Below are 13,969 nucleotides of genomic sequence, written 5' to 3' on the forward strand. Positions count from 1 at the left end.
GTTATCGCTCTCCAAGCCGATAAGTTGACTCAAGAGGCGCAAGGAATAAAAAGATAGCTACTTAAGAAAGCTGACTGCCTTTTGTTTGAGAATGGTTCAGCATGGTTAAGTGGGAGTCAATCATTATAGAAATCATGTCATAAAAGGTGGTTCTCGGCTTCCAACCAAGAACCATTCGCGCTTTAGATGCATCTGCTACAGTCGGCCCAGTTTCGGTCGGGCGCACGAAACGTGGATCGACAACCACATAATTTTCCCACTCTAAACCTACGCAATCGAAGGCTGTCTGACAAAGCTCTCTTATTGTTCGGATCTTACCTGTTCCAATCACAAAATCATCAGGCTTATCCTGTTGCAACATGAGCCACATAGCTTCAGCATAATCGCCGGCGTAGCCCCAATCCCTCTTGGCATCCAAGTTCCCGAGAGAAAGTTTGCCGTCTTTAACGATGGGCTCGCCTTCTTCATTGTATGCAGGGGAATTTTTGATTCCCAGCTTGAGGCAGGCTGCGCCATAAGTAACCTTTTGCGTTATAAAGTGCATGCCCCGCCTGGGGCTTTCGTGATTGAACAGAATGCCGCAAGCGATGAATAGACCGTAACTCTTACGGTAAATATGCGCAATGTTGTGAGCGTAGACCTTTGCCGCCGCGTAAGGGTTAACGGGATTGAAGGGCGTGTTTTCCGTCTGGGGAGTTTCAATTACATCACCGAACATTTCTGATGATGAGGCCTGATAAATTCGGCAGTCCGGCTTAATCATACGTACTGCGTCGTATAATCTATGGGCGCCAAGGGCAGTGGCCTCTCCGGTCTCTAAAGATAGATTCCATGATTCGCCAGGATGCGACTGCGAAGCAAGATTGTAAACCTCGTTCGGCTTATATCTTTGTATAGCGGACGCTAGGGAAACACTATCAATGAGATCACCGTAGGCAACCTCAATTTTTCCGGCCAGGTGAGAGACGTTATTAGGTTTAACAAATGAGCTCTTACGTCCAAACCCAATTACTTTGTAGCCTCGCTCAAGTAGAAACTCAGCAAGATAAGAACCATCTTGTCCTGTGATTCCTGTAATGAATGCTGTTTTAGAGTTACTCACACCTTACCCAATCTAGCTTGCAAAATTTTCAGAAAAAGCCATGGTCCTCTTTATTCAGAGGAAAATGATGAGATAAACAAGTCTGTCGTCATTCACCCCTTTCTCTAAATCCTTTTTCAAACAGACATTCAGACACGAGAGTCACTTAAATGATTGCCTTGATTGAAACTCAACAACCACCGGCTGAAAGCCGGTGGGTTAGGGTTAATGACTGAAAGTCCGGATACGCGTCGGCTGAACGACGCGTTTAGTCCGGCTCCATCCGAAAATTGTCATTGGGATTCGGCTCAAAATGATGCTCCAGGTACGGCTTGATCATCTCTTCGGTCATCTGACCTACCGTCGCACAGAAGTAGCCTCGTGCCCAAAAGTGCCTCCCCCAATAACGCTTCTTGAGATGCGAAAACTCTTCAAACAGCTTGCTCGACGTTCGCCCCTTGATCCGCCTCATGATCTCGCTCGGCGCCAACTCCGGCGGCGCGCTCACCAGAATATGCACGTGGTCCTTGCTGACCACCCCTTTCAAAATTCTGATCTCGAATGCTTCGCAGGTTTGTCTCACCAAATCACGGACCCGCTCCGCTACCTCTCCAACCAACACTTTGTAACGGTACTTCGTCACCCACACAAAGTGGTACTCGATGGTAAACACCGTATGGCTTCCATATCGATATTCCATAACCGCCCCCTTGTATCCGTGGGCAGTCTATCCCAGCATCGAGATGAAATCTGCCCGCCTGAAAGGCGGGGGCTTAAACCTTGTGCATAGAAAGTTAATAAACGTATCAAACCAATTTAGTTTGGGAAACCTACACCACCTGCCTTTCCGAAAAGAGATTAGTATCCAACAGCTGAAAAGACAGCTTCCGATCCGCGTCGTCTACCACGTAATCAGAAAATGTAAAAGTTACGTCTTGTCCGTTGATAATTTTTGAGTCGAACGCAAGTCGCCGAGGCTGTTCCTTCTCTAAGGCAAATGTTCCGATCAGTAGGTTTCCGGCTTTCACATCCACAGTTAGGTCCACAGGAGATTTCCCTTCAATGTAGCGCTCCTGCTGTGTGATTGTGGTCTCGACCGGAATTCTAAAGACGGGAGCCAGCCAGTTGTCATGCCAGAATCCAAAAACTTTAGAATCCGTGCTAGGAATCTTATCCAGAAAATCCAACATCTTCTCGGAAGAGTTTCTATTAATCCAGTTATGTAAGAAGCGTCTTCCTTTGGAATAGATGGTTTTTGCCGTAGGTATAGAAGTGTAATTCGTGCGGTTGAGCCATTTATGGTGAATCCGTGACATAACCTTGTAAACGACCGGAATACGTCGCACCAACGATGACCATATACCTGGTCGCTCATAACATAAATAATGCCAATAGCCTTGAACATAATTTATATGTACGTATCCTCCGTGTTTCTTGCAGACACGAAATATCTCATTGTATATTTCTCCTCTGAGAGACATTGTCTTGGTCTCAGGATAGAGTCTGGACGCGGCAAGCTTATCATTTAAATATCTTATTATCCCTCCCGAGCGACCGAGTCTAAGCCAATATTCATAATCCATAACACAGTTAAGTGTCTCATCAAATAGCCCGACGGTGTCAATTACGTGTCGGCGCCAGAATGCTGCTGGCTGGCATATCATGCAATCTTGCATGAGGCGTTCAAACGAATAATCATCGGTGCGATATTGGCCTATGACATGGTCATTTTCATCTATATAGTCTGCATCCCCATATATGAGGTCACAGTCAGGGTTCTGTAGAAAGAAATCTACAACCTTTTGTATAGCAGAAGATGCCAGTACATCATCAGAGTTCAAATAACATAGTATGTCGCCTTTTGCTAAACGGAGTCCTTTATTTATAGCGCTGGTTTGGCCATCATCCTTTTCGGAAATCCAAAATAGCTTCCCCTCATATGATTTCAGAATTGCAACAGATTCGTCGGTACTCGCACCATCGATCACGAGATATTCAATATTTCGATACGTTTGATTAAGAACGCTTTCTATAGTACGCGCAAGATATTTCCCTTGGTTGTACGACGGCGTAACGATAGATACCAACGGAAGCGCAGGAGGAGCATCGAAAATATGAGACTTTGCCGTGTTTTTCCGAGTCTTCGATGCGACACTCGCAAGGGCTTCAAATAAATTCAGCGCTGCCCTCTCCCACGTAAAATCGTTCAAACGTTGTTTGCCTCTACTGATGAGTTCCTGTCGCAATTGCGAATCCTCAGTAATCCCGAGCATCAAGTCGCTCATTGCTTCGATGTCCGTGGGGTCGCAGCTTAGAATGGCATCTGCCCCGACTTCCGGTAGGCTGGTCGTATTGCTACATATCACCGGAGTACCCGCGTCGAAAGCCTCCAACAGTGGTATTCCAAACCCTTCATACAACGAAAAAAACACCAGTGCTGTCGAGCGCTCTAAAAGCGCGCGGAGCAGTTGCGGCCTTATAAAGCCGAGGTGTAGTACGGGAAGCCCCTCGTACTCCTTGGTAATCGTCTGCCAGCCGGAAGGATGCCCAGTGAACAAAAAGCGTACATCCTTCCTTCCGGATTTCCGAAGATAACGATCAAATGCTTGAAGAACCCGAGGGTGGTTCTTATGTTTCCAAAGATTCGCCGGATAGATGAAGTATTGTCCGTTAGGAATAAGCTGACGTTCTTCATCTGTAAGATCAAAGGCTGTATCGACTCTATGCTGCGCTTGAAGTGCAGGTGATACGACAAATATGCCTGGAACGTTACTGCCGTAAAAATCACAAATGGTTTGCTTTGCAAAATTTGAGATTGTCGCAACCGCTCCCGCGCCGTGGACGGCACGCCCAAAGGATTCTCTCCGGCTTTTCAATATATTTGCATCGAAGAATTCAGGATATCTCTCATGTTGAATGTCCGGAATAAGAAAAACTTGTTTTTCTAATGGAAACACCAGAGTATCTTCAGTAGGATAGCTCCGAAATAATACCTGAATGTTTTCTTTGTCTAAAATGCTGTCAACGACCTCCCAATAATTGGCCGCTGGCACACTTATAAGCTTAACGTTTTTTCTATTTGGCTCTAATAAGCCACGATTAAAAATCGTGCAAAAGACGAAAAAGTCCACGTCTGGATACATGGAAACGAGCTGATCCAGAACGCCTTTGATGAGCTGAGTTATCCCTCCAGACTCACCCAAAGTGATATGTCTTAACTCAATTCCAATTTTCATCATTAAATCTCTGCGCCTTATGATTCAGGTCGTGCCTTAGTTCCGGTACGCTAACTCAAAACGATGATCCGAAAACTTGTTTAATCTTTTTTGTTAATGCCAAATACTTGCGCTGGACAGTGCTTTCGAATACTTGTTTCTTAGGTGTCGAGGAAATATCTGGAAAACCATCTGGTGTCGCACCATGACGCTTCAGGAGTTGGCTTGTCGAGCCCCAAAAGCTCTCGATATGCCCTCTGAACTCTGGAGGAAATATATCCTCATGCTCGCTTGAGAACTGGTGAAGCGTATCAAGAAAATAGCAAAGCACACCCGGCGTGAAAGCCATACCACTGTGTTTTTGTGCGATTTGCCTTAACTCCTCAATTCGCTCAAAGCCTCCAGTAGCTGTTTTGGTATTCGAGTATTCCCGCGACGCTGCAAGCAGCTTGTTAATTGCAACTGGCGGCCCTTCGTGTGCTAAACGAATCCATAAGTCGGTGTCCATACCATAATTAAGGGAGGGATCGAGAAATCCTGCCTTTAGCAACGGTGCGTGATTGATAAATGTCGCAGGCTGAAGAATGTAGTTAAGCCCGAAGACTAGTGCGTCCAAGCAAAATTGAACTCGTCCTTCTGGAAAAAAACTGCCTTTCGGCGTTCGATCCTCATCGACTCGTAATCCGTTTCCAAAATAAAACGCCGCATCGGGTCTTTCCTTGTACGCTTCACCGACCAAATCAAATGCTCCGGGCAGATAGTAGTCATCTGCGTTCAGCCAAGCCACTATATCTCCGCTTGCCCGTTTAAAACCTTTATTAATAGCATCACTTTGTCCTTTATCGGGCTCACTTATCCAAAAATGCAAGTGCTGTTGATATCTCGTTATTACCTCAACACTCTCATCCGTAGATCCACCATCAAATATAAGGTATTCGAAATCAGGATAATTTTGCTCAAGGACGGATTCAATACACTGATCCAAGAACTGCCCTTGGTTGTAAGATGGAGTAATGATAGTTATTTTTGGCAGCGCCATGACCGAGTATGAATTGAATAATTTATTACCACTTTATGGTTGTTTTTAGCCAGTTTGATTCGGTGGCATGCTTATCTGAGTCTTTTTTGTCGCCGAATGAAGTTCCTTCAACCAGAGGCTGAGCGTTATTTGCTTGACTGCGAATTGCGCAGTAAGCGTGTCAATTCGTTGATCTGATCCAGCCTCGCCGCCCGGTCAGATTCTGATACCGCCAGTAATTGTGTGAGGTCGATAATTTGTTCCAATCTCGCCGCCCGGTCCGCATCCGATTCCTGTAAACGTCGGTTCAATTCGGCGGCTCGTTCGTCTACATCGAGCAATGCCTGCACGATTCTCCGTTCCGGCGTGGAACCCAGAAACTCATCAATATCCTCTTGAGTATTTACGGACAGTGGTTGTCGGCTCACGACCAGAAACATGTCGTAATGGGCGAAAATCGCGGGCTCAAACGCTATATGTTGGGCTCCAATCTTAACAAAGAACTCACGAATGGAGTTCTGACTGAACAGATATAAATGCTCCCGCTCCTTAAGCTGCTCAAGGAAAGGGTCATGCTGAGCCACCATTTGGTCATAAGAATCTTGCCCCTGATAACAAGGTGTTTGAATGACCAATATCCCGTCACTCTTGAGTAGAGCCATGCAGTGACTCATGGTGCCCACTGGATCCGCGAGATGTTCTAAAACGTCCATCATTACAATAACATCCAAGGATGCCGGCTTTATCTGTTGCTTTTCCACTGGACCGTGTAATACGGGCACCTTAAATGTCTGGCGGGAAAAATCTACTATCCATGGACTAAGTTCTAAACCGGTCGAATCAAAACCTACTTGCCTAAGCAATGCGACGAATCCACCATGAGCGCTACCCAATTCCAAGGAGCTAGCCGGAGGCACCTTGTACTTTAAAACGGTGCGTAACCAGTGCAAACAACGCTCGGAAAGATCCGTGCGCGATCGAGTAACAATATTCCCATATCCGAAATTTTGTTCCTGATGAGAAAACCAATATTCACGCCCGTATAGACCACTATCGTCGTCCAAAACCATTGAAATTTCGGGCTCCGACGCCCGAGCAAAAACCAACGTTTGGCACGTGGAACATCTCCGATAGGAAGATGAAAAAAACTCGAATACAGTGCAGCCGCACCAGCAACGTAGAGACGAATTCACAGGCGTCTCCGTGCATAATACACGGCCCCACTGCCTGAGGACCAGGTGTGTTCCATCTCCAGAATACCGGCGAGCACTTGTCTAAATGCCCGTGGAAACGACGGCAATTTCGTCAAGTAAGGAAATAGCTCATTACCCAATTCCTTAGATCCTTTCGGTATATGCCACAAATGATCAGCAAACAAAAATAAACGACTAAATACCTCCGGAACAATAGGTATATACTCGACAAGCTCAAATCCTGATCGCTCAAGATATTCTGCCCACGCATCCGAAGAAAGTGGATTAACCAGATGATGATATGCTTTATATTCGCTCAGTAACAATTCGGAATGTGTCGGGTTTCCCATTTCCCGAACCAAAGCAGGCAAGGTGGACCACTCAATGAGCTTGTCTGTTACAACGCTCAATAGAAACAAGCCGCCGGGACGTAGACAACGGGAAATACCGCTCAGTACCTCCGATAAGTTATCCATATGTTCCAAAGAACAGTTAGCAAAAGCCGATGCAAAACCACCGCTTGATAAGGCCAACCGGTCGGCAGGCATTACATGGACTTCGCTATAGACACCCGACTTTCTTGCTACATCGGCGACACTGGGATTGATATCTACTCCAACAACTTCTTTTAGGTTTGGCCAGATCAACCTGAAATATTGCCCATCCCCACAACCAATATCTAGCACTGGCTCCATGAGCTGATAACGTTGATAAGCGGCATACTCCCACGCACGCCACATTGACATAGGCGGGATATATGGGTAGAGCTGGCTTACGGCATCATAGCCTTTCAGAACTTCTTCCGCCGATAGCAATACTTGTTTTATATTGTTCATTAATTACCATTTAGTATTTTGCTCGTAGCGTGAAGCTATAAGTAGCTCACCATATCGAACTTTGAAAGCTTTTTTTACCGTCTCTGAAAAATAATTACGCCAATCGCCGGAAATACCCTTTCTCTCATGAGCAGAGATATCTTCCTGCCCACGGGAGCGACCTTGAGTTAATCGATCAAAACGGTTATTCATTACTACTTCCCGGAAGCGCTCTCGTGATACAGGAAGTTCGCACCTACCTAATAGCAATGGTTCAAGAATTTCAATATCACGATTTAGAAGATCCTCGTATCGGATAAATGGCTCGTCACTTTCCAACCAAGAAAGTTGAATGCGGGCACAAGCTGGGAGCCATTCGTCCATTAAATGGATTAATCCTTCATCAAAAGTCAAACTTTGTAAAACCGCTCGTAAATGAGTCAATGTTTGTTCCTGAACAGGATGGCTTATTTTTATACTAAAATATGCAGATACTAATGTATCTCGCAAATCCCTGATAATTATAAATCTACGCCAATCAGGTGGTAGCCGGACTGATTCAAACTGCTGTTTCGTAACGTATACTGTGGGATATATCTTTCCCGCCTGTAAAGGCCAGTTCAAAAACTGAGTTTCTTTCAATTGCGGGGCAACGATGTGTTCCTTAACACATTCGAGGAAAATTTTGTAAATCCATTGCGATCCCGCCTTCCAGTGCGTCACATGGAAAATCGTAGGGAAATCGCCTTTAATCATTATTGCTGTCTCTCTGTACTATAGATAAACGACAGTGCCCCGGTAAATCAGCTAACCCATGATGGAGGGGTTGACAGACACTGCTTAGTGCGATGGCAAATATGCTCACATTAGGAAGGTGGCATAAACGGAAAATTCTTGAGCGAAGCTCGTCATAGGAAAACTGCAATCGGCAGAGATAGTCATTCTCACCTATCATGGCAAGACCAACTTCGAAAGTGTATTCACCAACGGCGATACATAAGTTTATGTCTTGACGAAACCTTAATCGCGCACCTTTGTTCACGTGTGGTGGCACTTTAGAGTTGTATTGCAGGCTGTGCTTCCCATGGACTATAACGCCCTTATCGTTTTGAATTACGATCCCGCCTATAGGCGTCTCGATACTCTGATCCAACTCGAATTCGTAAAAAAAGCTCGCGGTCTCGCCTGGCTGAAAGACTTTGCAGGGCTTACCATCTTTGTCACACAATGCAATGCCCGTACACCTCGCCCAACCATTTGAAATCTGAGGTATGGCGGATATGTCGAGAAACGCCTCGGGCTTGGGCCAAAAAAAATCCTCTTCTTTTACATCGAAGCCAGGTTCATAAGATTTTACCTGCAGCGGTGGCGCAGCCTTTTCGAAAGATAGGCGACTTTGCTGCTCAACCAAATAGTATTGTTTTACCGCTTCTGAAGCTCCGCCTTGAAATATCTCCTTACCGTGATCTAAAAGAATTGCACGTTGACAGAACTGCTCGACGTCGAGCATTGCATGCGTTACAAGCAAAATCGATGTTCCGTTGTTACGAAGCGTTTCCAATCGCCGGTAGCATTTTTGCCGAAAGAAGATATCACCGACCGCCAGAGCCTCGTCCACGATAAACACGTCCGGTTCGACGCAGGCCTGCACAGCGAATGCCAGGCGAACAAACATTCCGCTGGAATAGGTCTTTACCGGCTGCTCGATAAACTCGCCGATGTCCGCAAATGCAACGATTTCCTCGAATCGTTCATCGATTTCGTCTTTGCTCAATCCGAGCACCGCTCCATTCAAGTACACATTTTCACGGCCGGTAAATTCGGGGTTGAACCCGGCGCCGAGTTCGAGCAATGCCGCCACGCGTCCGTTGACCTCCACGCTTCCGGTCGTTGGTGTAAGCGTGCCGCAGATCAATTGCAGCAGAGTGGATTTGCCCGAGCCGTTGCGCCCAATAATACCGATCGTTTCTCCTTTGCGAACTTCGAAGGATAAATCCTTCAGTGCCCAAAATTCGCGAAAATAGGGTTTGGCCGAGCGTCCAACAAGCTTTTTCAGGCGAGGAAAGATGGATTGCTTCAGGCGGTTTTGCGGACGATCATAAATCTGATAACACTTGCTAAGGTTAGTAGCCCGAATGGCAAACTCGTCAGAGGACATCGGCGAACCCTTTCCGCGTCTTCTGAAACCAGAAGTAACCCATCCATGCCACCAATAGGCTTGCTGCCGAATACCACCCGAATCCGTAGAAGTCAGGAATTTTGCCCCAGATAAGCACGTTTCTCATTTGCTCAATGATGAAAGTCAAAGGATTTAGATGCAGCCACTGCTGATATTCCTGCGGCAGCACCGAGATTGGATAAAAGACGGGGGCGAGAAACAACATGATTGTGGTAACGAGTCCCGTAGTTTGGCCCACGTCTCTTAAATAAACACCAGTGGAGGCGAGAAACCAAGCTGCGCCCATCGTAACCAGTACAAGAGGGAGCAAAACGAGTGGCAGGAACACTATGGTCCAGTTGAGATAGAAATTCAGTGATGCGAAAAACGTCAGAAGAACAATGATACTGATTGCTGTATGAAACAGAGCCGATCCCATCGTCACCCACGGAAGAATTTCCAGAGGAAATACTACTTTCTTGACGTAATTGACGTTACTAAGGATAAGACTAGGGGCACGGTTGACACACTCTGCGAATAAGGCGTGCACGATCATGCCGGCGAAAAGGATAATAGCGAACTCAGTCTTGCTTTCTTCGCCGCCTACATCCCAACGTGCCTTGAACACCACGCTGAAAACGAACGTGTAGACAGTCAGCATCAGAATGGGATTAAAGAAGGACCAGGCAATCCCCATAATAGAGCCCCGGTAGCGTCCAACGACATCGCGTTTGGTCATCTGCCAAATCAACTGACGATTGCTCCAGAAACTTTTTGCAATAGCTACGGGCGAGGATTTAATCTCACGGGTCATTTGTAACTTTTTGTGCCGAAAAGCCGTAGGATGAAAGATAAGCCTCAGTGCCATCCCTTCTCGTGTTCGGACGGGGTCAGTGACCGCCTAGCGGGTCCAAACGGGAAGGTAGCCAACACGTTCTCTAGTGGTAAGCACGGCACCAGGGCATTCCATGCGGGAATTAGGGAAAGGGCGGATTATAGCTACTGACCTATCGGCGTCAACAGAGCTTCCATAAACTCTACGAAGCTTGGGGCAGACAGAAGACCGGTATAACCGAGCAAAGCGCTCCAACCGCAAACGGATCTCCAATCGGTCCCTTCCATTCACAAATGGGTTGTTTCAACCGTCCTCTTCGCTGACGGAGTGACCTCCGAAGGGCATGTTACCCGTGCGCAGAGGGCGAGGGAGCTTTCGCAGCACTATTCTGATGGATACGGCTCTTTCAGAGGTCCCTCAATGCACTGCAGTCGTTTTCTCCTTTAGACGTTACACTACCTTTACAAATCTTAAACGCGAACCTCTGCCCCGCCTTCCTTTTACCAACTCAGACGGAGATCCCTGATGTTTCATCGGTTGGCGCTGCTGGTCTTTCCTGTTCTGCTGTTCATGGCCATTGCCCGGGCTGATCCGCTAGCGCCGGATTCAGTTCCCGGTCCCCTCAAACCCTGGACCGACTGGGTCTTGCACGGCCACGAGGATCGGTCTTGTCCGCAAGTACAGGGCAACTCGGAAGAGCGGCGCTGCGCTTGGCCGACGAGTCTCGAATTGGTGTTGGACGATCGTGCCGGCCGGTTCGCGTTGAAGGCTCGCGTTTACGCGGAGAGCTGGTTGCCGCCTCCGGGCGGTGTCGAGCATTGGCCGCAGCAGGTAGAGGTGGATGGAAAAGCGGCCGTTGTCTCAACCGTCGAAAACTCTCCTGGAATTCGCCTCGATCCGGGAGAACACAGTCTCACGGGCAGGTTTGTTTGGGGTCGAAAGAAAAACCGATAACCTCGTTAACAAAATAGCGTTGGAATAAAACCGCCCACAGCTAACCGACTGCCGCTTTGCGAGCGGTCCGGGTTGAACGAGACGGCGGGCTCGACAAGGCGTCCGGTGACGTATTTGTGAAGTATGCTAGCCATCAGTGTCTGATAGGGATTCCCTCTTCCGCTGCCTTTGCTTGAATATCTTCGAGATCACGAGATGAGATACGTATATTGACACGCTTGTCCTTGGCAAGCGAAGCGGAGACTATCGATGCATAGCGCGCGATTTCATCCTTCAGATTGGGCACGGATCGCCACTCGTCCCTTTCGAAGGAAGCCAGAATCTCTTCTTCGAGTTTGCTTTCTTTATCCATTTCAAATGTCCTCTGTCAGATATTTGCGGGTCGCTTTCTGATGCACGCGTTCTGCCAAGTCGCAACGACTGGGCAGGGGTATCTCCGAGGATGAAGTCTTACTTTCGAGGGTGAATGCTGCAGGTTAATCCGTCGACGGTGGGCGTAATATCGCGGGGTTCCACCGGACGGAGAAAGCCGGGCGAGACAGTCCAACGATGGCCATCGTCGGTCACCACGGTTACGCTTTTCTTATTGTAGCGTACCAGCGTTCCCGTAATACGGCGAAAGTCGTCGGTATCGAAGCAGACGCGGGCGCCGATCGAGAACTTCAGCATGGTGGCGTGCGCCCGCATCTGCTGGAGAAAGCGCAGGCGCTCGACGATCCGGCGGTTGAGGTCGATGAGTTCGGCCTCGGTGAACTGATCAATGTCTATGGTCATGGAGGGTTACGGGATTCGGTGTGAAGCGACGGTTCTGAGGTTTGGGGTTGCCACCACCAGGGTAATCATTCGTCGAGTTGCCGATGAGGCCCGTAGGCAACCGGATCAGGATATCCCTCATATCGGCTCTGCAGAAAATTACGCTTAGGGAAACTCTGGACAAGCTGATGCCGTTGCCGTTGCCGTTCATGGTTCGACAGGCCCACTACAAACGGAATCAACGCTTTACCGTTCGTCCTGAACCCGTCGAAGGACCTGAGCAGAACTTCCTCAAAAATACGGAGCAAAACATGACCGCTCAACGCAAAGCTTCGTCCGGCGTTGTTGCGAACAACACCTGTTCCGACCAGCGCAGCAGGGTATCGCCGTCGGCCTGCTCGATGAGTCGACGATGTTTCTTGCTGAGTGGACCGAATTTGCGGGTCATCAGACGAAGCAACAATTCAGCCTGTCCTTCCTGCCTGCCTTCTTGTCTTCCTTCCTGTCTGCCTTCCTGTCTGCCTTCTTGTCTTCCTTCCTGTCTTCCAATAAACAATCCTTGCTGCCGACCTTGTTCGATGTAACGGTCTATAAAAGTGGGCATATAGTCCTCCAGGTTGGCAATGTCGGTGAGCAATTCGCGAATGTCGTTTTCTTCCAATATTGGATTCGCTTGCACATAGTAGCGCAATACTACTTCCAACATTTCAAGAGTGGTATCTCGATTCAGGATTTCCCGAACTAGGGGAAGAATGCCTGCCAGCGCCTGCTTCGGATTCGGGTCAAAGATGTGCTTGAGAGCGAGGAGCACCAGGCGGCTCAGCACCGCGTCGCGGACTTTCGCCGGTTCCGGCAGGGTAAGGTCGCACAGCTCGTAGTGGAAATCCGGCACATAGAACGCTAAGTCTTCGTCCAGCACGCCGAACAGGGCATGGAAACGGTCCGGTATCTGCCAGCGCTGCTGGCCATGATAAAGCACCAGCGGCACGATAGGCGGCAGATACTCGCCGGGCTTTTGCTTACGGTGCAGCTCCCAAATACGCACTTGATAACGCAGCAATTGGAGGGCCACCCAGGTGTCCGAATGACTTTTGTGCTCTACCAGCAGATAAATCTTGATTTCCCGATTGCGATGGCGGGCGCTGTACAGCAGGTCGGAAAAATGATGACGCAGGGCTTTTTCCACGAAGCTGTCCTTAGCGATGGCGAGACTCGCCCAATCGATGCGGTCCGCAACGGCTGTGGGCAGATAGTTCCGCAAAAAGCCCTCCGCCACGTCGCGACGGGAGAAGGTTTCGCGGAAAAAACGGTCATGTGGATCGGTAAGGGGCTGGGCCATGGGGCGGTATTATAGCGCTCGCGCGGAATGGTGCTCAGACCCCATGCGCGACGCTTTAATCGCGATCCTTCCGAGCCACATTGGTCGCCAAAGGATTGCTGACCTACGGCTGTTTGAACCAGTAACGATCCACCGGCAAAGCCGGTGGCTTTCGACGGCTGACCCTTCGAAGGGGCCTGACCGCCGTCGGATAAAAGCCATCTCGTCGCCCCGGCAGGGAAGGGTGGCTTCGGTGCTCCCGAAGACACCGTTTGCGATTGGAACGCCGGGGTCCAAAAGCCATGGACGGCAGAGGCCGATCACTTCCTTGTGCACTGGATTCATGCCGCACACTCCCTGTGCGGCACCCTACGGGCGCTTCGCGTGCAAACCGGCCTCGCCACGCTACGCCGTCCCGCTTCGCTCGCGAGTCCTGGGCAGTCCTTCCCTGGCCTGCCCGCTCGCCGCATTGCGCCTCGCCCTGCCGGTTTGTCCGGCACAAATTTGCCCGGAGCAAATTTGGACGTGCGCAGCACGGTCCGAAGGACGAACCCCAAGGACGGGGTGAGCAATCCCTGCCGGAATGACGGCTTAACTTAATGGCATTGCGGCAGAGCCGGGGGTTTTCC

The 13,969-nt window shown here is 48.8% G+C and carries 12 protein-coding genes and 1 pseudogene; 1 reads left to right on the top strand and 12 read right to left on the bottom strand.

Annotated features, from left to right (window positions below; genetic code table 11):
* Nucleotides 1–61 precede the first annotated feature (61 nt).
* From ACR2TX_RS18205 to ACR2TX_RS18245, 9 genes are all read right to left on the bottom strand, one after another.
* Entirely contained in the window at nt 62–1,102 is a 1,041-nt protein-coding gene (locus ACR2TX_RS18205) for a GDP-mannose 4,6-dehydratase (RefSeq protein ID WP_434130443.1), read from the bottom strand.
* Between the two features lie 247 nt (nt 1,103–1,349).
* Nucleotides 1,350–1,781, bottom strand: a complete 432-nt coding sequence (gene tnpA, locus ACR2TX_RS18210; protein ID WP_434130445.1) for an IS200/IS605 family transposase — start codon at nt 1,779–1,781, stop codon at nt 1,350–1,352.
* 130 nt (nt 1,782–1,911) lie between these two features.
* Nucleotides 1,912–4,320: a glycosyltransferase gene (locus tag ACR2TX_RS18215; RefSeq protein ID WP_434130447.1), complete on the bottom strand. Its 2,409-nt coding sequence runs from the start codon at nt 4,318–4,320 to the stop codon at nt 1,912–1,914.
* A 52-nt stretch (nt 4,321–4,372) separates the two neighbouring features.
* Entirely contained in the window at nt 4,373–5,335 is a 963-nt protein-coding gene (locus tag ACR2TX_RS18220) for a glycosyltransferase family 2 protein (RefSeq protein ID WP_434130449.1), read from the bottom strand.
* Between the two features lie 125 nt (nt 5,336–5,460).
* The gene (locus ACR2TX_RS18225) at nt 5,461–6,384 is read right to left on the bottom strand and encodes a class I SAM-dependent methyltransferase (protein WP_434130451.1); all 924 of its coding nucleotides are present in this window, start codon (nt 6,382–6,384) and stop codon (nt 5,461–5,463) included.
* Nucleotides 6,385–6,503: 119 nt separating this feature from the next.
* Nucleotides 6,504–7,343 carry a class I SAM-dependent methyltransferase gene (locus tag ACR2TX_RS18230; RefSeq protein WP_434130456.1) on the bottom strand — a complete coding sequence of 280 codons (840 nt, stop codon included), beginning with the start codon at nt 7,341–7,343 and terminating at the stop codon, nt 6,504–6,506.
* A 3-nt stretch (nt 7,344–7,346) separates the two neighbouring features.
* Nucleotides 7,347–8,078 carry a sulfotransferase domain-containing protein gene (locus tag ACR2TX_RS18235; RefSeq protein WP_434130458.1) on the bottom strand — a complete coding sequence of 244 codons (732 nt, stop codon included), beginning with the start codon at nt 8,076–8,078 and terminating at the stop codon, nt 7,347–7,349.
* Complete coding sequence (locus tag ACR2TX_RS18240; protein WP_434130460.1) at nt 8,071–9,480, bottom strand: ABC transporter ATP-binding protein; 1,410 nt, start codon at nt 9,478–9,480, stop codon at nt 8,071–8,073. Before ACR2TX_RS18240 ends, ACR2TX_RS18235 begins: the two co-directional genes overlap by 8 nt.
* Nucleotides 9,470–10,294, bottom strand: coding sequence for an ABC transporter permease (locus ACR2TX_RS18245; protein WP_434132504.1), 825 nt, complete (start codon nt 10,292–10,294; stop codon nt 9,470–9,472). The genes ACR2TX_RS18240 and ACR2TX_RS18245 overlap by 11 nt, the downstream gene beginning before the upstream one ends.
* 546 nt (nt 10,295–10,840) lie before the next feature.
* Between ACR2TX_RS18245 and ACR2TX_RS18250 the strand changes: the two genes are divergently transcribed.
* A complete protein-coding gene (locus ACR2TX_RS18250; protein ID WP_434130461.1) occupies nt 10,841–11,269 on the top strand; it encodes a hypothetical protein in 429 nt (142 codons plus the stop codon).
* A gap of 5 nt (nt 11,270–11,274) precedes the next feature.
* On the opposite strand, the pseudogene ACR2TX_RS18255 reads toward ACR2TX_RS18250, so the two are convergent.
* From ACR2TX_RS18255 to ACR2TX_RS18265, 3 genes and pseudogenes are all read right to left on the bottom strand, one after another.
* A pseudogene (locus ACR2TX_RS18255) lies at nt 11,275–11,621 on the bottom strand (antitoxin).
* A 98-nt stretch (nt 11,622–11,719) separates the two neighbouring features.
* Entirely contained in the window at nt 11,720–12,043 is a 324-nt protein-coding gene (locus ACR2TX_RS18260; protein WP_210023960.1) for a hypothetical protein, read from the bottom strand.
* Between the two features lie 298 nt (nt 12,044–12,341).
* Nucleotides 12,342–13,361: an Rpn family recombination-promoting nuclease/putative transposase gene (locus ACR2TX_RS18265; RefSeq protein WP_077732273.1), complete on the bottom strand. Its 1,020-nt coding sequence runs from the start codon at nt 13,359–13,361 to the stop codon at nt 12,342–12,344.
* Nucleotides 13,362–13,969 lie beyond the last annotated feature (608 nt).

It is taken from the genome of Methylocaldum sp. GT1BB (genome assembly GCF_051027545.1).
In the GTDB taxonomy this organism is placed as follows: Bacteria; Pseudomonadota; Gammaproteobacteria; order Methylococcales; family Methylococcaceae; genus Methylocaldum.